Origin of the sequence: Brevibacillus fortis (assembly GCF_003013395.1) — a bacterium.
GTDB lineage: Bacteria > Bacillota > Bacilli > Brevibacillales > Brevibacillaceae > Brevibacillus > Brevibacillus fortis.
This window is the reverse complement of the sequence record NZ_PXZM01000021.1, coordinates 17,096-36,159: the sequence shown is the minus strand read 5'-3', so window position 1 is coordinate 36,159 and position 19,064 is coordinate 17,096. Positions and strand designations below refer to the sequence as shown.

At 48.4% G+C, this 19,064-nt stretch carries 23 protein-coding genes, 1 pseudogene and 2 riboswitches; of the genes and pseudogenes, 13 read left to right on the top strand and 11 right to left on the bottom strand.

Annotation, left to right across the window (positions count from 1 at the left end; genetic code table 11):
• Nucleotides 1-373: 373 nt before the first annotated feature.
• A complete protein-coding gene (locus C7R93_RS13360) occupies nucleotides 374-766 on the bottom strand; it encodes a winged helix-turn-helix transcriptional regulator (protein WP_106839279.1) in 393 nt (130 codons plus the stop codon).
• A 213-nt stretch (nucleotides 767-979) separates the two neighbouring features.
• Here C7R93_RS13360 and C7R93_RS13355 point away from each other — a divergent pair, with 213 nt between their 5' ends.
• Nucleotides 980-1,798, top strand: a complete 819-nt coding sequence (locus C7R93_RS13355) for an alpha/beta hydrolase family protein (RefSeq protein WP_106839278.1) — start codon at nucleotides 980-982, stop codon at nucleotides 1,796-1,798.
• 41 nt (nucleotides 1,799-1,839) lie between these two features.
• On the opposite strand, the gene C7R93_RS13350 is transcribed toward C7R93_RS13355, so the two are convergent.
• Nucleotides 1,840-2,310, bottom strand: coding sequence for a low molecular weight protein-tyrosine-phosphatase (locus C7R93_RS13350; RefSeq protein WP_106839282.1), 471 nt, complete (start codon nucleotides 2,308-2,310; stop codon nucleotides 1,840-1,842).
• Nucleotides 2,311-2,449: 139 nt separating this feature from the next.
• Nucleotides 2,450-2,553, top strand: a riboswitch (guanidine-I (ykkC/yxkD leader).
• 144 nt (nucleotides 2,554-2,697) lie between these two features.
• Here C7R93_RS13350 and C7R93_RS13345 point away from each other — a divergent pair.
• The 3 genes from C7R93_RS13345 (at nucleotide 2,698) to C7R93_RS13335 (ending at nucleotide 4,485) form a co-directional block, all read left to right on the top strand.
• Complete coding sequence (locus tag C7R93_RS13345; protein WP_106839277.1) at nucleotides 2,698-3,051, top strand: DMT family transporter; 354 nt, start codon at nucleotides 2,698-2,700, stop codon at nucleotides 3,049-3,051.
• On the top strand, nucleotides 3,048-3,362 hold the full coding sequence (locus C7R93_RS13340) for a DMT family transporter (protein WP_106839276.1): 315 nt from the start codon (nucleotides 3,048-3,050) through the stop codon (nucleotides 3,360-3,362). Before C7R93_RS13345 ends, C7R93_RS13340 begins: the two co-directional genes overlap by 4 nt.
• A 145-nt stretch (nucleotides 3,363-3,507) precedes the next feature.
• Entirely contained in the window at nucleotides 3,508-4,485 is a 978-nt protein-coding gene (locus C7R93_RS13335) for a cation diffusion facilitator family transporter (protein ID WP_106839275.1), read from the top strand.
• Nucleotides 4,486-4,568: 83 nt separating this feature from the next.
• On the opposite strand, the gene C7R93_RS13330 is transcribed toward C7R93_RS13335, so the two are convergent.
• The 4 genes from C7R93_RS13330 to C7R93_RS13315 all read right to left on the bottom strand — a co-directional run bounded on the left by C7R93_RS13330 (nucleotide 4,569) and on the right by C7R93_RS13315 (nucleotide 8,102).
• Nucleotides 4,569-5,906: a hemolysin family protein gene (locus tag C7R93_RS13330; RefSeq protein ID WP_106839274.1), complete on the bottom strand. Its 1,338-nt coding sequence runs from the start codon at nucleotides 5,904-5,906 to the stop codon at nucleotides 4,569-4,571.
• Nucleotides 5,907-6,122: 216 nt separating this feature from the next.
• Nucleotides 6,123-7,235, bottom strand: a complete 1,113-nt coding sequence (locus C7R93_RS13325) for a site-2 protease family protein (RefSeq protein ID WP_106839273.1) — start codon at nucleotides 7,233-7,235, stop codon at nucleotides 6,123-6,125.
• Nucleotides 7,236-7,303: 68 nt separating this feature from the next.
• Entirely contained in the window at nucleotides 7,304-7,606 is a 303-nt protein-coding gene (locus C7R93_RS13320; RefSeq protein ID WP_106839272.1) for an iron-sulfur cluster biosynthesis family protein, read from the bottom strand.
• A 142-nt stretch (nucleotides 7,607-7,748) separates the two neighbouring features.
• On the bottom strand, nucleotides 7,749-8,102 hold the full coding sequence (locus tag C7R93_RS13315) for a DUF3905 domain-containing protein (protein ID WP_106839271.1): 354 nt from the start codon (nucleotides 8,100-8,102) through the stop codon (nucleotides 7,749-7,751).
• A gap of 114 nt (nucleotides 8,103-8,216) precedes the next feature.
• On the opposite strand from C7R93_RS13315, the gene C7R93_RS30640 reads away from it, so the two are divergent.
• Together C7R93_RS30640 and C7R93_RS30635 are read left to right on the top strand one after the other, a co-directional pair.
• A complete protein-coding gene (locus C7R93_RS30640; RefSeq protein ID WP_244191535.1) occupies nucleotides 8,217-8,456 on the top strand; it encodes a glycosyltransferase family protein in 240 nt (79 codons plus the stop codon).
• Nucleotides 8,437-8,619 carry a hypothetical protein gene (locus tag C7R93_RS30635; RefSeq protein ID WP_244191534.1) on the top strand — a complete coding sequence of 61 codons (183 nt, stop codon included), beginning with the start codon at nucleotides 8,437-8,439 and terminating at the stop codon, nucleotides 8,617-8,619. The genes C7R93_RS30640 and C7R93_RS30635 overlap by 20 nt, the downstream gene beginning before the upstream one ends.
• 129 nt (nucleotides 8,620-8,748) lie before the next feature.
• Here C7R93_RS30635 and C7R93_RS13305 read toward each other — a convergent pair whose 3' ends face one another.
• Together C7R93_RS13305 and sspK are read right to left on the bottom strand one after the other, a co-directional pair.
• Nucleotides 8,749-9,456: a hypothetical protein gene (locus C7R93_RS13305; protein ID WP_106839270.1), complete on the bottom strand. Its 708-nt coding sequence runs from the start codon at nucleotides 9,454-9,456 to the stop codon at nucleotides 8,749-8,751.
• 720 nt (nucleotides 9,457-10,176) lie between these two features.
• On the bottom strand, nucleotides 10,177-10,308 hold the full coding sequence (gene sspK / locus C7R93_RS13295; protein WP_007724732.1) for a small acid-soluble spore protein K: 132 nt from the start codon (nucleotides 10,306-10,308) through the stop codon (nucleotides 10,177-10,179).
• Between the two features lie 97 nt (nucleotides 10,309-10,405).
• Between sspK and C7R93_RS13290 the strand changes: the two genes are divergently transcribed.
• From C7R93_RS13290 to C7R93_RS30290, 3 genes are read left to right on the top strand one after another with little or no spacing between them, the layout of a single operon-like run.
• Nucleotides 10,406-10,678, top strand: coding sequence for a DUF3886 domain-containing protein (locus tag C7R93_RS13290; RefSeq protein WP_106839268.1), 273 nt, complete (start codon nucleotides 10,406-10,408; stop codon nucleotides 10,676-10,678).
• On the top strand, nucleotides 10,678-10,824 hold the full coding sequence (locus C7R93_RS30295; RefSeq protein WP_007724729.1) for a hypothetical protein: 147 nt from the start codon (nucleotides 10,678-10,680) through the stop codon (nucleotides 10,822-10,824). The genes C7R93_RS13290 and C7R93_RS30295 overlap by 1 nt, the downstream gene beginning before the upstream one ends.
• Nucleotides 10,825-10,872: 48 nt before the next feature.
• The gene (locus C7R93_RS30290; RefSeq protein WP_167402469.1) at nucleotides 10,873-11,049 is read left to right on the top strand and encodes a hypothetical protein; all 177 of its coding nucleotides are present in this window, start codon (nucleotides 10,873-10,875) and stop codon (nucleotides 11,047-11,049) included.
• A 93-nt stretch (nucleotides 11,050-11,142) separates the two neighbouring features.
• Here the strand turns inward: C7R93_RS30290 and C7R93_RS13285 are convergent, their stop codons facing one another.
• The 3 genes from C7R93_RS13285 to C7R93_RS13275 are packed head-to-tail and all read right to left on the bottom strand — an operon-like array spanning nucleotide 11,143 to nucleotide 14,350.
• Complete coding sequence (locus C7R93_RS13285; RefSeq protein WP_106839267.1) at nucleotides 11,143-12,330, bottom strand: ABC transporter permease; 1,188 nt, start codon at nucleotides 12,328-12,330, stop codon at nucleotides 11,143-11,145.
• Nucleotides 12,327-13,046 (bottom strand): ABC transporter ATP-binding protein, encoded by a 720-nt coding sequence (locus C7R93_RS13280; protein WP_106839266.1) that lies wholly within the window; start codon nucleotides 13,044-13,046, stop codon nucleotides 12,327-12,329. Before C7R93_RS13280 ends, C7R93_RS13285 begins: the two co-directional genes overlap by 4 nt.
• A gap of 26 nt (nucleotides 13,047-13,072) precedes the next feature.
• Complete coding sequence (locus tag C7R93_RS13275) at nucleotides 13,073-14,350, bottom strand: efflux RND transporter periplasmic adaptor subunit (protein ID WP_106839265.1); 1,278 nt, start codon at nucleotides 14,348-14,350, stop codon at nucleotides 13,073-13,075.
• A 210-nt stretch (nucleotides 14,351-14,560) separates the two neighbouring features.
• Between C7R93_RS13275 and C7R93_RS13270 the strand changes: the two are divergent.
• The 4 genes and pseudogenes from C7R93_RS13270 to C7R93_RS13260 all read left to right on the top strand — a co-directional run.
• Nucleotides 14,561-15,910: pseudogene (locus C7R93_RS13270) on the top strand (glucose-6-phosphate isomerase); the annotation flags it as partial.
• Nucleotides 15,905-16,150 carry an excisionase family DNA-binding protein gene (locus C7R93_RS31020; RefSeq protein WP_309139218.1) on the top strand — a complete coding sequence of 82 codons (246 nt, stop codon included), beginning with the start codon at nucleotides 15,905-15,907 and terminating at the stop codon, nucleotides 16,148-16,150. The pseudogene C7R93_RS13270 and the gene C7R93_RS31020, both read left to right, overlap by 6 nt.
• Nucleotides 16,151-16,214: 64 nt before the next feature.
• Nucleotides 16,215-16,331, top strand: a riboswitch (TPP riboswitch).
• Between the two features lie 632 nt (nucleotides 16,332-16,963).
• On the top strand, nucleotides 16,964-18,067 hold the full coding sequence (thiO, locus tag C7R93_RS13265; RefSeq protein ID WP_106839263.1) for a glycine oxidase ThiO: 1,104 nt from the start codon (nucleotides 16,964-16,966) through the stop codon (nucleotides 18,065-18,067).
• Between the two features lie 88 nt (nucleotides 18,068-18,155).
• The gene (locus C7R93_RS13260) at nucleotides 18,156-18,956 is read left to right on the top strand and encodes an LSm family protein (RefSeq protein ID WP_106839262.1); all 801 of its coding nucleotides are present in this window, start codon (nucleotides 18,156-18,158) and stop codon (nucleotides 18,954-18,956) included.
• The last annotated feature ends 108 nt before the right edge of the window (nucleotides 18,957-19,064 follow it).

Genomic DNA, 19,064 nt, shown 5'->3' with positions numbered 1-19,064 from the left:
TAAAGGGGATCATAACTAAACGTCGGGAGCGCTTCAAAAGTAGAGTTTCGAGGATGTATTCACAGAGGTTGAAGCTGAAAACCCCCGCCATTCATTTCGGAGCTAGGTAGGGCTCCAGAGGCGCTAGGACTGGAAATGTTCTTCTTCCCACGCGGCTTTTTTCTACATCTTGAAAGCAGCATTCATGGGGTCTATTTCTTCTTTATAAAAAGAAGCAGGTGGAATCTCAACAGTTCGCAGAGGAAACAGGAGAAATAAGCGAAGATCTTTGGACGCGGTTTCGCTTTTTTTCACGGAGCCGGGCACCCCCAGCCTCCCCGCAGGTGTTCCAAGAAGCTGAGCGTTTTCTCCTGTTTCCTCCCCACCACAGCAGCTAGACAGAACTTGATCCTTTGTCCTCCCCCAACGCCAGCTTCAATTGCCCCATCCGCATTTCTCCCCACTCATACATCATTTCCACAATGGGCAACAGAGTCATCCCTAGCTCCGTCATGGAATACTCCACCCGCGGGGGAATCTCAGGGTATACTTCCCGGTGAACAATTCCGTCTTCGATTAGCTCTTTTAACTGATTGGTCAGCATTTTATGTGTGATTTTGGGGAACAGCCGTTGCAGCTCGCTAAAGCGATGTGGGCCTTCTACCCCTAAATGCCACAGGATCACGACTTTCCATTTTCCGCTGAACATTGACAAGGTCAGTTCCTTGGAACAGTTAAAATCACCGTTTTTTATTTTTTCTAAGGTTTCTTTCCGCAAGTCGGACATAGTTTTCTCCTCACAATCCTATCTTCGGTGCAACAGCTCCAGCAAAACATGCATTCTTATGTTGCGCCTCGTTCCCTTCAATCATAAACCGTGCGGGATGATTTTTCATCGAGTTTTCCGGTTCATCTTGACAGCGTTCATGAAAATGAAGATAATAAGCATAATAACTAAGTAAACAACTCGGAATACTAAAAATAAAAGAGGTGAGTTCTCTTGGAACGGATTTTGCAAATACCTAGCGACACGATTTCGTTGACGGCTACCCTGCATGAACCTGCGTGCACAACAGGCAAGACAAGCAAGACAAGAGTGAAATACCCGTTGGTTGTCATTTGCCATGGCTTTATCGGCAGTCGGATTGGAGTGAACCGCTTGTTTGTAAAAGCTGCCAGAGAATTAGCTTCACACGGTTTTGGCGTTTTGCGCTTCGATTACGGAGGCTGCGGGGAAAGCGACGGTAACTATGGTGCAGGTGGCTTGGACGTCCTGCTTGCACAAACACGTGATGTTCTCGACCATGTTTTCACGCTGGAACAGGTAGATCAGGAGCGTGTGTGCCTGTTAGGGCATAGTTTAGGTGGAGCGGTCAGTGTCCTGACAGCGAGCCAGGATAAAAGAATACACTCGCTCATCCTGTGGGCACCGGTAGCAAGACCCTTCGATGATATCGTTCGGATCGTGGGCGAAAAGGAATACAAGGAAGCACTTTCGTACGGTAAAACGGATCATATGGGCTACGAATTGGAGAGGCGCTTTTTCCAGTCGCTGGGTACCGCTCTTCCGCTGCGTCAAGCCAAGCAGTTTGAGGGAGAGGTGTTAATCCTGCATGGCAATCGGGATGAAGTCATTGCGGTGGATGCCATGTTCCACTATGAGCGAGAGCTGCATCTGCGGAGACGGGGAAGCTGCGAAACAGAAGTAGTAGTCGGGGGAGATCATACCTTTTCCTCGGCGGATAGCTACAAAAGCTTGATTGGTAGTACGAAGAGCTGGCTGGCAAGACTACAGGAGAAGGAAACAGTTGCGGTATAAAAACTTTTCATATTGATAAAAAAAGGGATGACTGATGACGGCTATCCCTTTTTTGCGATCGTTGTTTTGATGTCCTCAAGCAGCCCGCGACAACCTGCATTCACCAAGTCATATACATACGTGAATCGCCCGGTATAGTAAGGGTCCTCTACATTTTGTTCCTGGGCAGAATCGGCAAAGTCGAGCAGGCGGTGCACCTTTTTCCCTGACGGTGCCATCTGATTGAGTGCGGACAAATTTTCCTCATCCATGCAGACGATATAGTCGTACTCCGAGAAGTCCTGTACGACAATTTGGCGAGCACGCAGTGTGTCATGCGCGATCCCGTTCTCAGTCAGTACCTTTTGCGTACCTTTGTGTGGAGGTTCCCCAGCGTGCCAGCCACCGATCCCTGCCGAATCGATGGAGATTTCCCCTGCCAATCCCTCAGCCTCTACGAGATGTCGAAATACGGCTTCGGCCATGGGCGAGCGACAAATATTGCCCAGACAAACGAACAAGACTTTCGTCATACGTACACTCCTCTCTTCCTGTGTATCATGCTTCTCTTTGTAGAATACCATCTTTTGCCGAAGTGTCGCACGTTCATTGCCAAACGCGGCTCTTTTTGATATCATAAGGTCAGTTACCCCAAGAAACGAACTGCATATGTACTGAGTTTTCTAGGGTTCCGCGGACAGTCATCTGGCCGGTCAGGACCGAGAGAAAACCCACGACCACGGTCGTGTACACGGAGGGATAAAAGCCCGGGAGGAATATCTGTGATGGTATTCACCCGAGGCTTTTTTTTGCATTTGGAAAAAGCCTGAGCCATCTTGGATGAGTATGTATTTTGGGGAACGATAAAAACGGATACGTCCGTTGTCATGAGCGTAAAAGAAAGAGGAGGGAGCCAGAACATGGGGAAATATTGGTTGATGGTTGTCGTAGCAGCAGTATTTGAAGTCATGTGGGTAGCGGGCTTGAAGCACGCCGACAGCTTTTGGTCGTGGGCATTGACCATCTTAGCGATTATTATCAGCTTTGGCGTTTTGGTCTATTCAGGGAAAAAGCTGCCGACAAGTACGGTCTACGCGATCTTCGTCGGTTTGGGGACAGCTGGTACCGTGATTAGCGAAATGGTCCTGTTTGGAGAACCGTTCAGCTGGATAAAAGTAGGCTTGATCGCGCTTCTTCTGGGAGGAATCCTTGGGTTGAAGCTGGTCACACCGGATCATGAAGAAAAGCCGCGAAAGGAAGGTGAAGTGGCATGACATGGGTAGCCTTAATTTTTGCAGGGTTGTTTGAAGTCGTAGGCGTGATGGGGATTACGCAGGTCAACACGAAGCCTTCTTTTCGTTCCTTTGCGGTACTAATCGGCGGTTTTTCGATTAGCTTTCTTCTTCTGTCTCTTGCGATGAGAGATATCCCTATGGGGACGGCCTATGCGGTTTGGACAGGTATTGGTACAGTAGGTAGCGCCCTTGTCGGGATGCTGTTTTATGGAGAAGCAAAAGACAAGCTACGGATCTTGTGCATCGTAGTGGTGATTATTGCAGTAGCAGGATTGAAATTAGTCGCATAAGGTAGCGGTAACAAGGAAAGGCAGATAATCCACTTTGGATGTCTGTCTTTTCTTTGTTTATATGTTCCATTTCTCATTAGGAACACTCCTTGCGAATAGGGAATAGTAAAGAAAATCGTCTGATCGAGGAGGGAATGGCAACACCATGAGCTCTATCTGGGCAACGCTAAAAAAGGGGAATATGTCCTCGGCGACAGCGGCTTTGGGGAACACAGGTCTCGCTATCGCAAAAGGCTTTGCGGCTGTCTATAGTGGGAGTGGAGCCATGTTTGCGTCGGCGATGCATTCGGTAGCCGATGCAGTCAACCAGTACTTCGTTTTCTTTGGCAGCGTACTCGCAGAGAAAAAACCGACAACGAGGTTCCCCACGGGATTTGGTCGTGTGATTAACATTTTCTGTATGGTCGCGGTGATCGTCGTAACCATCATGGCCTATGAAACCATTATCAAAGGCTTCCATCTCATTGCCGAGCCAGTAGAATCCAGCCATTTTTGGTTGAATTTTATCATTTTGTCTCTGGCGGTCATCGTGGATGGGTACGTACTGGTAAAGGTGATGTTTGAAATTGTTCATGAAGCTCGGGTGGAAGCGAAGGGCTTTGCTGTCATCCCTGCTGCCTTTCGGAATGTAGGACGTGCGGCTCCACCGACACGACTCGTCTTTTACGAGGACATCGTGGCAACGCTTGGTGCTTTATTGGCGTTGATTGCCGTTATCGTCACTACTTTTACTTCCTTTGCATTGCTGGACGGGATTGCCACCATCCTGATCGGAATTCTCATGGTGGGTGTGGCATTCAAGGTAGGGTACGACAACATGGTCGGCTTGATCGGTATTGCAGCTCCCAAAGAAATCGAGGATCGGGTAGCCAAAGTCATATTTGCTGACCCGGACGTAACGGATATCAACCGGATGCGGATTGTACAGGAAGGGCGTTTTTACCATGTGGAATGCTACGTAGAGCTGCGGACGGGATTGAGTCTTGCTGTGGCGGACGATATTAAGTACCGCATTCGCGACAGCTTGCTTACTGATCCGGATATTAGCGATGTGACAATGGGGATTTTGGAGGACAACGGCGTGGACGACAGGAAGCAACTTACGAGCCCGGGGACCACGTAGAAGAAACACGTGCGAAATAGAAAAGCCCCGCACCAGCTAAGTAAGCCGGTGTGGGGCTTTGGTTTGAGCTAAACGTGTGATGATTAGGAGACGGTCAACAGCTCTTGTTGCTCCGATTCATCATTTTCCAAACGCGTAATCAGGACGCGTGTAACACGGTGATGATCCATCTGCTTGACGGTGAACAGGTGGTCTTCCCATTCTACTGTCGCATCAACAGCGATGTCTTCTTCCAGCTGGCTGTACAACCAACCACCAATTGTGTCTACATCTTCGGATTCGAGTTCGAACGGAAGATGGTCATTCAGGTCAGCCAACACGAGCATACCGGATACGGAGAGGCCATTGTCCAGCTTCTCAATTTCTGGTCTTTCCTCGTCAAACTCGTCTTGGATATCCCCAACGATTTCTTCCAAAATATCCTCCATCGTTACGAGACCGGCTGTTCCGCCGTATTCGTCGATGACAATCGCGAGCTGCGAACGGTTTTTCTGCATCAGGCGCAATACCGTGCTGATTTCCATTGTTTCCGGTACGGTCAGGACAGGGCGGACCAACGAATCCAGCTCCACGCTTCCGTCTTGCAAGGCAGAGAGGTAGAAGTCTGTCGCGTGGACAAAACCGATGATGTTGTCCTTGTCCTCAGCGGCAACCGGAAAACGCGTGTGGCGCTGCGAGCGGATAATTTCCAGGTTTTCTTCAAAGGTATTCGTCGTATATAAGCAAACCATATCAATGCGCGGGATCATCGTTTCCCGAGCAACGGTTTCGGAGAAGTCAAAAACTTGTTCGACAAGAGCCAATTCGGTCTGGTCAATATGGCCACTTTGGTGACTTTGGTTGACCAACAGGCGAATTTCTTCTTCTGTATGCGCCGCTTCATGTTCCGAGATGGCTTCGAGTCCGAGTCGTCTCATGAGAGCGTTGGCTGTTCCGTTTAAGAACCAGATAGCCGGGTAAAGCAATTTATAGAAAAACATCAATGGCGCGGCAACCCACAACGAGGTCATTTCTGCTTTTTGAATGGCCAATGATTTCGGAGCCAACTCACCCAAGACAATGTGGAGGAACGTAATAATCGCAAAGGCTACACCAAAAGAAATCGCGGAGATCGCATAATCAGGCAATCCCGAAGATCCAAGCAAAGGCTCCACAATCATATGGGCAATGGCCGGTTCCCCGACCCAACCCAGTCCCAGCGAGGCGAGAGTAATCCCGACCTGGCAGGCAGATAGGTAGGCGTCTAGCTTATGCGTTACTTTTTGGGCATAGACTGCACGTCTGTTACCTTCATTCACCATCTGTGTCAGGCGCGTTTGCCGCACCTTCACGAGTGAGAACTCTGCGGCTACGAAAAAGCCGTTAAGAAAAACAAGAAATATAACAAGCAGTAGGTTGAGCACTATCGGGACGGTGTCCAAGTAAAAAGTCATCCTCTCTGGAATTTTATGAAAGTACTATTTTCTATTTTACTCTGATCCGGGTGGAACACACAAAAGCGATATACCACCGTAGGGGGCGTTTCTACCCTTTTGGTCGGGAAGAGCGACCCTCAGATAACCGTAGCGCACGTTTTTGAGCCCGCAGAAGGCCGCAGATAGGCATCCGTATCGTTACACTAGGCAAAGTGCAAACGGTTACCTGTGCAAAATTTGCTGGGCGTAGACGAAAAACGCTGACAGGACAGCAGCTAGACCGAGATAGGCAACTAACACTTTCCACTTCGTAGAGGCAGGTGCATCGTAGTACGTAGTGAGCTGATGCATTTGCTCATCCAGTTCGGCTAATCTCTCTTGCGCCGCACGTTCCCCATCACGGAGCGCATCCGAAGGGATCGGGCGGTTCGGGTCCGAATCGTAATACAAAACGGGCTCTCGTTCCCACATTCTGAACAATTCCCATTTTCTGTTCAGATACACCTTATCGAGTCTCTTGCAGTCACGCTGAAGGCGTTTTTTGTCCTGGAAAAATGGAACATAAAATTTCTTCAAATCTTCCTGATTGATCGCATTTACCTCTGCATTCATTTGCGTGCGAATATCCCATGTCGATTCCAGCGTGGGCCATTTGGCTATGCTTTGCTGGAAGTCTGCAATCCTTTCGCGCTCGTATTGCAGGATCTTTTGTTGATAGCCAGCACGCAGACGGTTGTACCACGTAATCAAGCCGATGATAAAAATGAACACTGTAATCGGGCCTGGATTGGCGAATAGCATAACGCCCAGTCCGACTAACCCGATAAACCAAATTTTCGTCGATAATACCGAAACGATGCGGCCGCCATCCAGCGGGGAGATGGGCAGCAGGTTAAATAAATTGAGCATGGCACCCAAGTAGATAACCAAACCCCAGAAAGGGTCCTGCGTATACCAATACAGCGGGAGGGCAGGCAAGAAAGCAATCATCCCCGCCAAGGGTCCGCCGTAGGCTAAGTAGGCCTCGGTTTTTGCATCACGCGGCATGTCTTTCATGGCGATGAAGGCTCCGGCAAAAGGAATAAAGACAGCGGGTGAAGTCGCGATTCCTTTTCGTTTGGCGGCAATCACATGGCCCATTTCGTGGACGAAGATCAGATAGACGAGTGCCACTGCGAATTTCCATCCGTAAAACATGGCATACGCCCACAAGGTAATCCCCATGGAGATAATGGTGGTCCCGAATTTCGAAAACTTCAGTATGCTAAGAATCCATTTTAAATTGGCAAGTAGGAAAGCACCGATCGCCAAAAGGACTGAGCGGCTTTTTTTCATCGTTTTTCCTCCCAGAAGATATAGGCAGATATCTCTTCTTACGAATCAAGCCAAGAGAAGTTTCTGTTCTAGTTCCCATCCAGACGAGGGTTGGTGAAGTGAAAGCCGTACTCGCCATAGAGTGGATTGTAGCTCAGATGTCCCCCGTCGAAATACCAGAAATCAGTTGGACGAATGACAAATCGCAATCCCTCTACGTCAAACACAGCGTCATCGGTGAGGGCCTCATCTTTTTCAATCGCATAAAACATACCGCCGGTTCCGGGGCCGCTTGTTCGTACATATAATCGAAGCGTATCTCCCGGTACAAAGCCGGCATAACGTTGATAGGCAAGGGAAAACGCTGGCTCTATCGTAAGTGTGATACTCATGGACTAGCTCCTTTCTGCTACTTGTCTTCCATTGTAACACAAGTCAGAGTAGTGTCCCGAAGCCTGGAGTGCAAGCGCAATCCAAAAAAACCCGTCCGGACAGAAGTGCTTCTGCCGAACGGGCTGCATGAAAAAGCTGGCACTAGTCCTTGCCTTTGCTCACATCGAAGGTAGGGTGCATAAAACGGGCTCCATCTAGTTCTTGATCCTCGAGAAGCTCACGATTTTCTATCGCGTTCCAGCCAATGTCGTTGGTCGGATGTACCCACTGATCCCCGGCCATGACGGAGGGATCGGTTTCCGTACTCCAGTTGTGTAAGGGAGATTCCTGGGACTCGTACAAGCTGTCACCGATGACGACTCCGAACTCATTGACGAATGGCTTTTGGATCGTACGGGACGAGTTTTTGAAATCAGGAGCACTGATTTGATGCGGGAGCGTCCCATCGAGGGAAATATCCTTCGTCTTGTCGTTCTTTTGCTTATCGTTATCCATCATAAGGACCTCCTTTTAACCCATAGCATGCATCAGTCGCTGACCCCTTATTCGGTTTCAGATGGGATCCGCGCCCAGCCCAAATGAGATACAACTCATCAGCTTTTGTATACCTTGCTTAGCCTGAACTTGCAGTTTGCCGATTTTGAACAGTATGAGGTGATTGTGCTGGATAACGGCTCCACGGATGGGCTGGCAGAGAAGCTGGCTGGCTTTACCGCTCATTATTCTTTGCAAGTGGTGCTTTATCGCAGACGTGTTCCGCTCTCTCGCCTGTTCAATACGGATACAGGATATGATTTTGCTGGGGCTTTGTACGAGGAGGATTTACTCCGTGTACGAACCTCAGTTTAGCGCAAGTCAGCATACCGAATGTCAAAACTGGCTGGAACAAAATCCACATATAAAGCGACCGCATACGTTGGTCAAAACGATACCGTTACTGGAAGAAAATCAAATTGCAACGGACAGTTCACGCCAATTGGCTTGCCCTGTCCAGTCTCCCAGAAGCGGATGAGCATCAGGGAAAAATACGGGGCAAAGCTTGACGCGATACCGTTCGCCTTGGACGATGTTTTTATGCCGCACTTCTAACCAAGAGTAAAGAAAAAAGGAGCCAATGTTAGGCTCCTTTTCATGACATTAATTAAATGACTTTAGGAACAAAGCAAACTCCGATAGGCAAGTAAGCAGTTCCACTACCAACCACTACATCTTCTAAAGGCCATGGCCTTCTTTCCATCACATCAAATTCATATGTTTGATACCAAGGATACGCTGTAATAATTCCCGTTTTCCCTGCCGGAACAGTTATAGGTTGCTCATCTGAAACGGTGTAACCCTTGGTAACGCTAAATCCAACACCAGCACTAACAGCCTCAGCGCTAACAGAAACATTTGCACTATATGAAGCATTTACGCTTTCAGAAATGATCATTTTACCCCCAAGAGGTGCATAACTAGAACTTCTAATTTTTTTTGTCCCGCAGGCTTCCGATTCACGTTTCACTTTTACGTATTGAGCAGCTAAAATTGACACATCAGGTCCTGTTCGATCAATTAATTTAGGTGTTGATTTAACCATCGGCACAACCAAGGTGATTTCGCCAATCGGCTTAACGTTCATACCATTTATTTCACCAAATTTTTTTGTATCTTTTATCTTAATTACTCTTTTGGTAATGCCATCAAAATTTTGGTAACTAACATCACCTAGTTTTTCTAAATCGTCACAATAATTAACCTTATTATTATCCGCTGATTTCGCAAAAACCCCTGTTAAAAGTCCTGTCGATAACGTCAACACAAAAACCAGAATAAACATCAAAGATTTGGAAAGTCCATTTTCCAACATTATCCATCCTTCTTTTTGGTATAATATACCATAAGTGTTTTTGTAAAAAAATGGATGTTCCAAAAAATACAGGAGTGTGACTAATTCATGGAAAAAATGATAGTTAAAGTCGTGCTATACAGCTTTATTGTCAGTTTTTGTGCCCAAATTTTATTCACAAGTCGATACCAAAGTGTACCTAAACCAGGTACTGATCTATTCGATATTGTTTATCTTCCCGTTGACGAGTACATACTATCAATTCTTCGAAATTCTATTGTTGTTACATTTGTTACCATTTTAGTGTTTATCCTCTGCTACTATCTGTATAAGATAATCAAAGCAAAAAAGAAATCTCAGTAATAAGTAAACTCACCATGCAGAATAGTATGTCTTTTCGGGTGCTCTTAATCGATTTCCGCCTATGAGCACGATTCAATCAGCTAATGTGCATGTGGTAAAATGCAGAATATAAAAAATCATGTTTATATTTGACTATAATTATAAAAATCTTCCACGCAGCATGTTTCCTTGCTACGTCAGGATACCAGGAGCTTTCCGGGAGTTGATCGAGATGGAGCGGGACTTTGCCAAACGATTGTTAAAAAATCGGCTGTTCGTTCCAATTTGATGAGAAGCTCACCTTGCTGAAGCAGGAACGCGCTATTCGAAAAGTAAGCCACCAAAACCCGCCGCCAAGTAAAAATCGCCGAGCATAATGGCTGCCCGGCGGTTTTTTTGTTAGCGGTTTTCTTTTAGCCTTTCTTGTGGTTCACTATTAATGGAGCCGTCAGAGCGAACAGCCTCGGATTGGGCTTTGGGTCCTCGGATTTCAGCGGTTTTTCCAAAATCTTTTTCTTTGTTGCGAACCATGTGATGTCCTCCTCTTTGTGAAAGATGAAGATAGTATGACCCGGATGGGGCCAGAGAATGAGGACAGAATGAGGATAGGGAAAGGGTGGCAATTCAAATGGCGAAAAAACAACGAAAACCACAGCGTCAAGCAGAGACCACAACTACGACAGACGCGAAAAGCGGATTGAACAGTTTGAAGGATATGCTGAATGCAGATGCGCTCGGAGCGCTCAAGCAGCTTGAAAAAGACATGAAGACAGAAGGCGAGCGCAAGGCGAAGGAAGCAGCCGAACAAAAGCGCCGGGAGCAGGAAGAACGTGAGCGCAACAAGAGCTTTGCTGAGCTTTTGAACGATTACGAGAAAAAAGGCGGAGGCAAGTACAGCTAATGCGAGATGGACGGCAAACGGACCGACCGGATACTTCCAAAAACGGTTTGATGAAAAAGCGTCAACAGGATATCAAGGATGAGTCCATTAAGGAACGGGGCCGGATGGTCCTCGGGCGATTGGGCAAAAAGGACCCGAAGAAGTGATTTTTTCTCTCGCTTCCCCATATAGCTAGGAGTGAGGGGAGGGAGGTCATGGGGACAATCCTGCTCCTGTTTAGCCTCTTGTGTGTGGCGGTAGGTACCTGGAAGTTAATCGGGATCTACAAGGCCAAAAAGGCTGACAGCAAGCCGCTCTGGTGGACAGTCGCGAGCGTCGGGATTGCGCTTTTTTTTGTTTTGAAGCTGGTAACAGATACGTTGCCAACATAAACAAGCACCTGTAGCCAGAGAGCTTACAGGTGCTTGTTTTTTCAAAAAGGCTTCGCTCGCTTAAGGATGGAAAATTGGCTGCGCCATTTTTCCTTATTCGTAACGCAGTGCTTCGATTGGATCGAGCTTCGCTGCCTTGTTGGCAGGATAGAGGCCGAAGAAAATACCGATGGCACTGGAGAAGCCGAATGCGATAAACACGCTGTTCCAGGACATAAGCGGCGGCAACTGTGCAAAATAGGCGATGATCGAAGCGATACCAAGGCCGAACAACACCCCGATTAATCCACCAATCAAGCAAACGATGACCGATTCAATCAAAAACTGAATCAAGATATCTCGTCGTCGTGCCCCTAATGCTTTGCGAATCCCGATTTCGCGGGTACGCTCTGTCACAGATACGAGCATGATGTTCATAACGCCGACGCCGCCGACCACGAGGGAGATTCCCGCAATGATACTAAAGATCAGCGTCAAGGTGCCTGTCATTTGATTAAACTGATCCATCGATTCTTGCATGCTGCGAACTCTGTAATGGTCTTCCTTTTGATGCTTGCGGCTCAAGTATTGTTTGACCTGCTGCATGGCTGGATCGACAGAGGCTTTGTCGATCGCTTTTCCCATGATCATTTGGACGGAAGGCTCTTCTTGCAGGCTCATTTCATAACGAATTGGAATGATCGCTCCATAGCTCGTTGCCATATCGAACTTGAACTTCTCTTCGGTATACGTTCCGATTACGACAAGAGATTGATTCCCCCAGCGTACACGCTGGCCAATCGGGCTCATTTGACCGAACAGCTTTTGAGCAAGGGCTTCCTCCAGGACGATGACAGCGCGCTGCTCTTTGTCATCTGTCTCGTTGAAAAGACGACCTTTAGCTACCTTCAACGTCGATTGCATCGCAAAATAATCAGCAGTCGAGGCGGTGAGGTTGACACGCTCTTCTTTTTTCGGACCCTTCAAATCGATGGTACTGGAATTGGAAGGGACGATGTATTCGATTGCAGGACTAATCCTGCCGAGCACCTCGGTATCTTCCACGGTCATATCTTCTGAGGCTATCTCTTCTTTTGTCTCCCAGTTGATGAAGACGTTAAATGTGTTTTGCCCGAACTTTTCCATCTCTGCGTTGATTGCTTTCTGTCCGCCTTCACCGAGTGCCGTGACGACAATGACCGAGGTAATCCCGATGATGATCCCGAGCATGGTCAAGATCGAGCGCATTTTGTTCGCCCAGATACCTTCCACCGCGGTGCTAAAGCTTTCCATAAAATTCATGTGACAATCACCTCGTCAGACGGCTTGGAGAATATTCGCTCCGTAACCTTTTCATCACGAATGATCACGCCGTCCTTGAAAGTCACAATCCTCTCAGCATGCTGGGCGATGTCCAATTCGTGAGTAACGAGAATGATCGTGACGCCCTGTGCATGCAGCTCCTGAAACATGGCCATGATTTCAACTCCGGAGCGGCTGTCCAGATTCCCCGTCGGTTCGTCTGCCAGCAGAATGGCAGGCTTATTGACCAGTGCTCTGGCGATTGCTACACGCTGTTTTTGCCCACCAGATAGCTGGGTTGGTTTATGGTCCATGCGCTCAGCCAGTCCCACTCGTTTGAGTGCTTCTGTAGCGCGTTTGCGTCGTTCCGTGCGGCTGACATTCGAATACATCATCGGCAGCTCTACATTGTGTAAGGAGGTAGAGCGGGCGAGCAGATTAAACGATTGGAAGACAAAGCCAATCTTTTGGTTACGAACAACGGCAAGCTCCGTATCCTTCAGGCTGCTGACCTCAATGCCGTCTAGCATGTATGAGCCGGTATCTGGGCGATCCAGACAGCCCAGCATGTTCATAAACGTCGATTTCCCTGATCCTGATGGCCCCATAATGGCAACGAATTCGCCTTGTTCCACCAGCAGGGAGACACCTTTTAGGATGGGCAGTACGGAATCACCCGTCTTGTATGCTTTCGTCAAGCCTTCTACATGAAGCATCGTCGGCTGACCTCCTTCTTTACGTGTTACATACCCATTGGTGCGCCGTCACCACTCATTGGCATGACAGGTACTCCGTCAGTTAGGGATTCGACAGGGCCTAAAATCACTTGTTCATCACCGTTAAGTCCTGACTTGACGTGAGTGAACAATTCATTTTCCATACCGGTTTCGACCTTTTGCTTTTTCGCAACACCATCAGCAGATACCCAGACAAAGGTACTGCCGTCAGCATCTTGCTGCACAGCTTCGATTGGCACTTGCAGGGCATTATCGATTTTTTCGACAGAGATGTTGATGTCCACATGGAAGCCTGGTCTCAAGGCGAAAATATCTCCAGATGGCTTGAGCGTGACTTTAACACGTGTCTTTTCACCTTGCCCTGACTTGGTGGCAGTAGTAGTCGCGGTAGGAGAGATGCGGGCTACTTTGGCATTCAGCTTTTGTTTTCCGAGTGTCACGCCTTCAATTGTGGCAGATTGTCCGATTTTAAGCTTGTTGACATCGGATTCGTTGATATCTGCTTCAATCAACAGATTGTTTAGATTGGCAAGGGTCAAGATTTCTGTCCCTTTGTTGACGTATTGACCGTTATCAGCCGCAACACCAATGACTGTTCCATCCATAGGTGCTACGACGACACTTTGGACACGTTCTTTATTTAGCTGTGCTTTTTCTACATTAAGCTTGTTGATTTGGGCTTGCTGAGCGGCAATGTCTTCCTTGCGCGGCCCCTTTTGCTTGAGAGCGAGCTGTTGCTTGGCGACATTCAGCGTAGATAGAGCGCTATCCATTTGTGATTTCACCTTGTCCAGCTCTTGCTGGGTAGAAGCGCCAGAGGAGAATAGTTGATTCATTCGATCATATTCTCGCTTTGCCGCATCGTATTCACGTTGGGCTTGGGAGACGCGTTCTTGGTCCTGTGCGACTTCTTCCGGCTCGTTGCCGATTTGTGCCTTGGCGAGATTGGCATTGGCCAATTCCATTTGTGCTTCCAGCTCGAGAATTCTGCTATCGACATCGGATGTGTCGATTTTCGCGATCACTTGTCCCTTTTTCACCTTGTCGCCTTCCTTGACGACAAACTCGCGTAAGGTTCCAGTAACGTTTGCGTACTGCTTGAGCTTGTCTTCTACGGTGACGAGCCCTGATGTCAAAACCTTGCTTTCCAAAGCCGATTTCGTTGGTGCGCCGATGTTGACAGGCATTCCCATAGCTTGTTGCGATCCCATCATGGAAAACGCAACGCCCCCGATGCCCAGGAGGACTACGACGGAACCGATGATCCACCATCGTTTTTTCATGTTCATTCTCCTTGCTTTGGTAAGAACCATATTATTTCATTGCTCGAAAGGTTTTTACGGTAGTACTGGAAAAAGGTAACATGAAATGCCTAATGTTCACATTTTGGACATAATTAAGCGCATTTTGATACGTTTTGTCGGAAAGTTCTTTGCCGCCAATTGCCGTGATATCATAGATAGAGATGAGATGACGTTCCTCGGAGGGGAGCTATGAACAAAACGATTCGCTTTGATTACGCCAACGCTCGAGCCTTTGTCAAACAGCATGAGTGGGAGCAGCTTTCTCCAGCGATCGAAATTGCGCATCAAATGCTTCATACAAGGACTGGACCCGGCAAGGATTATCTTGGTTGGGTCGATTGGCCGGAACAATACGACCGGGACGAGTATGAGCGAATCCGCCAAGCGTCAGCCCGGATTCAATCAGATTCGGATGTGCTTCTGGTTATTGGCATTGGAGGCTCGTATCTAGGGGCAAAAGCGGTGCTTGACATTTTGGGCCACAGCTTCTACAATTTGCTGCCGAAGTCCAAGCGAAGTTTTCCAGAGATTTATTTTGTGGGCAACAATATTAGTCCGATTTATATCTCTCATCTGATGGATGTATTAGAAGGAAAAAATGTGTCCATCAACGTCATCTCAAAATCGGGCACGACGACAGAGCCAGCAATCGCGTTTCGACTTTTTCGAGAATGGCTGGAAAAGAAATACGGACATGATGAGGCCAAAAAACGAATTTACATTACGACCGATAAACAGCGGGGAGCCCTGAAAAAGCTGGCGGATGACGAGGGCTATGCGTGCTTTGTCATTCCGGATGATATCGGTGGGCGGTATTCAGTCCTGACCGCGGTTGGATTGTTGCCGATCGCTGTAAGCGGGGCGAACATGGATGCACTCATGCAAGGGGCTAGAGATGCGCGCGAACGCTACATGGTCATGAATATGCGCGATAATCCATGCTATCAGTATGCGGCGATTCGCAATGCACTCTATCGAAAAGGAAAAACAGTGGAGCTGTTGGTCAGCTATGAACCGCAGTTTCGCTACTTTGCCGAGTGGTGGAAGCAGCTTTTCGGGGAATCGGAGGGCAAGGATGGCAAGGGGATTTTTCCGGCTTCTGCCGAGTTTTCAACGGACTTGCATTCGTTGGGCCAATACATACAGGACGGCATGAGGCATTTGTTTGAGACTGTTGTGTCTGTGACGAAGCCTGCTGTTGATTTGACTGTGCAGGAGGACCCTGCTGACATCGATGGATTGAATTTTTTGACTGGCAAAAGAATGGGGTATGTCAATAAAAAGGCTTTCGAGGGAACGGTGCTGGCCCATGTGGACGGCGGCGTACCGAATCTGCTTGTGGAAATACCGGAGGCGACAGCTTACTATCTCGGCGGACTGATTTACTTTTTTGAAAAGGCATGCGGAATCAGCGGCTATTTGCTGGGCGTCAATCCGTTTGATCAACCGGGGGTGGAGGCGTACAAAGCCAATATGTTTGCCTTGCTGGGCAAGCCGGGCTACGAGCGGCAGAAAGCGGAACTGGAGGCTAGATTGCGCGAGAATAAGACGTATTTGACCGTCGAGGAGACAGCCGCCTATTTGGAGCTTCCTGAGACGTTTATTATGGAAAAAATCAAGCAGGGGCGCATTCGTGCTGTCCATGATGGCAATGAGTACATCATCAACAAAGAGCAATTCAATCATCATTTGGAGGAAATTCGCAAGCTCCAGGAGTTTGAAGATGCTGCACGTCATGAGCCGATTCCAGAGAGCTACGATGTGAAGGATGAGGATTAACTAACGGACGTACTTGTCAGATGGTTGCAAACAGGACTATACTTACAAAGGAATATCATAATGAACAAGCAACTTGGGGAGTCCTTCATGCGGGGCTGAGAGGATGGAAGCAATCGACCATTGACCCATTGCACCTGATCCGGATCATGCCGGCGCAGGGATACGGTTGCCGGCAGACAGCGCTTTTTGCTTGATTGTTACCTTATGCGTATGTAGCCCACCTTTTCCTGCTCAGGAACGGGTGGGCTTTTTATTATGTGGATTACTTACATGTGGCTGTAGTGGAGAGAAGAATATTTCCAGTCTAGGCTCCAGGCTCCGTCCACGGGGGAGCTTGCACTGTCCGCTCCGAAGAGATTAGCGGGGAAACGCAAAAGTGGTAGCCGCTTCGTAGTATGGGCATGTTGCGTTTCTGTTGCCCGCTAATCTCTTCTGCGCTCGGTAGGACTCCACAAGTCGCTACGTCTGGAAATATTCTTCTCTCGCGTAACTGATGGTATTCTTCCTAATTTTTAAAGCTTTAAAATATCGGAAAACACGGAAAGCTCGTAGAGGAAACAGGAGAAATAAGCGAAGATCTTAGGGACACCGACCGAGACGCAATGCCAAAAGCGAAACACGCATTTAAGCGTCCACCTCTGAAAACGCATCCTGAAAGGACGACTTTGGACGCGGTTTCGCTTTTGGCATGGAGTCGGGCAGTCAATCCCTCAGGGGGTGGCCCTAGAAGCTGAGCGTTTTCTCCTGTTTCCTCCACACCACAACAGCAACGTAAAAGAAGTTTTTAGTCAACATGGTGAGGAGAGAACAAAGATGAGTGATTGCCTGGTAGTGGGTGGAGGAATTATCGGTTTGAGCTTGGCATACGAGCTGTCACGACGCGGGGTGAGCGTTTCCTTGGTCGAGCAGGGCGAATGGGGAGGGCAGGCGTCTTCTGCTGCGGCAGGGATGCTTGCACCCTTGAAGGAATTCACGACACCGGGACCTATGCTCGATTTGGGGATGGAGTCCCTTGTGCTATACCCGGAATGGGCAGCAAGGCTGGAGGAATTTACTGGCGGAGATGTGCAGCTGAGTCTGGACGGGTTGTTGACCGTTGCATTAACTGAAGAGGAAGTCCAACAGCTTGCAGACAAATATCGTTGGCAAAAAGAAGCGGGACATGCAGTAGAGTGGCTCACGAATACAGCCCAAGTAAAAGAGGTAGAGCCACTCTTGACCGATCAAGTACAGGCAGCCATCTACTCACCGTATGAAGGGCACATCAACAATCGCATGTTACTTCGTGCGTTGGCTACTGCTTGCCAGATGCAAGGCGTGAAGCTGTTATCTGGCTGCGTGGTGAACGGCATTGCGGTAAAAGGCGGAAAAGTAGTCGGGATCGAGACCTCTACAGGGCCACTGCGTGCCGCACAGACGGTAATTTCCTCGGGAGCGTGGGCTGGAATGATGCTGGAGTTGCTAGGCGTTTCTGTGCCGATTCGCCCCATACGCGGACAGATTGCAGCCGTCTCGTCCGTGGGTATTCCATTGCGAACAGTCATTTTCGGAACGACAGGCTACATCACTCCGAAAAAGGATGGAAAAATTGTCATTGGTGCGACTGAGGATGAGAGTGGCTTCCAGCGGGACGTCACAATGGCGGGGTTAGCCAGTATCCTGCAAGGGACCATGCCGTATGTTCCAGCGCTTCACTCCGCTGCCTTTCTGGAGGCTTGGGGTGGACTTCGACCTGCGACGCAAGATGGCAAGCCGCTCTTGGGCCCCGTTCCTGGCTGGGAAGGACTGTCGATCGCTGGTGGACATTTTCGCAATGGCATCCTGCTTTCCCCCATCACTGCTAAATGGATGGCGGACTTTGTGGAAAAAGGGGAGACGGAGCGTCTTTCGCCATTTTTGCCTGCCCGCTTTCTGTAAATTGGGCTAGTCTCGCCTAGATTCCGGTAACCTCCCCATGGGCACTTGTATATGGTAATAAAGAAACACCAGAAGGGGAGGAGTTTCCATGCAGTCTGATTCCGAAAAAAACCTGTATCAGGCTGACATTCAGTTTGTCAGCCTGTTAAAGGATATGCGTGAAAATGTGCACAACATCTGCAAGGAGCACGTGGAGAAAAAAGTGCGCATCGAAGCAATCGACGGGCAAGTGTTTGAAGGCGTCATTGTCGATTATGATGATCAGAACGTATATGTAGAAGTCGTAGATCAGGATGCGGAGGAAGAAGAAGTTTTCGAAGAGTATGATTATGAGGACTATGGGGACTACAACCCTTATCAAGTGATGGAGGTAGCTAGTCATCAGCCGTATGGAGGATGGGGGCACTATCCGGATTACTACCAGTATGTAAGCTATAATCCGTATGCAGGCTATCCTCCCTATGGAGATCTCAGTCCTTATGGCGGCAACAATCCATACTATCCACAAGTAAGTCCCTATGACGATGAGTACAATCCATACAATCAGGTCAGTCCTTTCGGCAGTTCCAACAACGCACGGGTCAGCCCGTATAGCAGCAGCAACCGTCCCGCCCCCCATGTCAGCCCGTATAGCAGCAATAACCGTCCTGCGCCCCACGTCAGTCCGTATAGCGAAAAGAAGCCGCAGGTAAGTCCTTGGGAGCAAAATATATCGCCATTTCCACCATTCCCGCCGTATCCGCCATTTTTTTGTCCGCCACCACCACCACCCCCACCGCCATATGTTTTGCCAAAAGTTAAAGGGAGAAAAAGACGCAAAAAATGTCGGAATGGACGCAAAATCATTCCATTGGCGCTCTTTACGCTACTGACGATTGTTTTGATTTAATGTTGTGGAGTTTACAAGCCTCTCAAGGCCATCGCGGCTTAGGAGGCTTGCTGCTTTTTGTAGATGTGGGAGTACAACTCCACCTTTTGTCACACACTACGAACAAAA

Coding starts and splice junctions, on each gene's coding strand:
- C7R93_RS13335 (WP_106839275.1), top strand. CDS start 3,508: ATGAGCTCTATCTGGGCAACGCTAAAAAAGGGGAATATGTCCTCGGCG.
- C7R93_RS13325 (WP_106839273.1), bottom strand. CDS start 7,235: ATGAAAAAAAGCCGCTCAGTCCTTTTGGCGATCGGTGCTTTCCTACTT.
- C7R93_RS30295 (WP_007724729.1), top strand. CDS start 10,678: ATGCGAGATGGACGGCAAACGGACCGACCGGATACTTCCAAAAACGGT.
- C7R93_RS13350 (WP_106839282.1), bottom strand. CDS start 2,310: ATGACGAAAGTCTTGTTCGTTTGTCTGGGCAATATTTGTCGCTCGCCC.
- C7R93_RS13290 (WP_106839268.1), top strand. CDS start 10,406: ATGGCGAAAAAACAACGAAAACCACAGCGTCAAGCAGAGACCACAACT.
- C7R93_RS13360 (WP_106839279.1), bottom strand. CDS start 766: ATGTCCGACTTGCGGAAAGAAACCTTAGAAAAAATAAAAAACGGTGAT.
- C7R93_RS13285 (WP_106839267.1), bottom strand. CDS start 12,330: ATGAATTTTATGGAAAGCTTTAGCACCGCGGTGGAAGGTATCTGGGCG.
- C7R93_RS30290 (WP_167402469.1), top strand. CDS start 10,873: ATGGGGACAATCCTGCTCCTGTTTAGCCTCTTGTGTGTGGCGGTAGGT.
- C7R93_RS13345 (WP_106839277.1), top strand. CDS start 2,698: ATGGGGAAATATTGGTTGATGGTTGTCGTAGCAGCAGTATTTGAAGTC.
- C7R93_RS13340 (WP_106839276.1), top strand. CDS start 3,048: ATGACATGGGTAGCCTTAATTTTTGCAGGGTTGTTTGAAGTCGTAGGC.
- thiO (WP_106839263.1), top strand. CDS start 16,964: ATGAGTGATTGCCTGGTAGTGGGTGGAGGAATTATCGGTTTGAGCTTG.
- sspK (WP_007724732.1), bottom strand. CDS start 10,308: ATGGTTCGCAACAAAGAAAAAGATTTTGGAAAAACCGCTGAAATCCGA.
- C7R93_RS13315 (WP_106839271.1), bottom strand. CDS start 8,102: ATGGATAACGATAAGCAAAAGAACGACAAGACGAAGGATATTTCCCTC.
- C7R93_RS13275 (WP_106839265.1), bottom strand. CDS start 14,350: ATGAAAAAACGATGGTGGATCATCGGTTCCGTCGTAGTCCTCCTGGGC.
- C7R93_RS13280 (WP_106839266.1), bottom strand. CDS start 13,046: ATGCTTCATGTAGAAGGCTTGACGAAAGCATACAAGACGGGTGATTCC.
- C7R93_RS13305 (WP_106839270.1), bottom strand. CDS start 9,456: ATGTTGGAAAATGGACTTTCCAAATCTTTGATGTTTATTCTGGTTTTT.
- C7R93_RS13320 (WP_106839272.1), bottom strand. CDS start 7,606: ATGAGTATCACACTTACGATAGAGCCAGCGTTTTCCCTTGCCTATCAA.
- C7R93_RS13260 (WP_106839262.1), top strand. CDS start 18,156: ATGCAGTCTGATTCCGAAAAAAACCTGTATCAGGCTGACATTCAGTTT.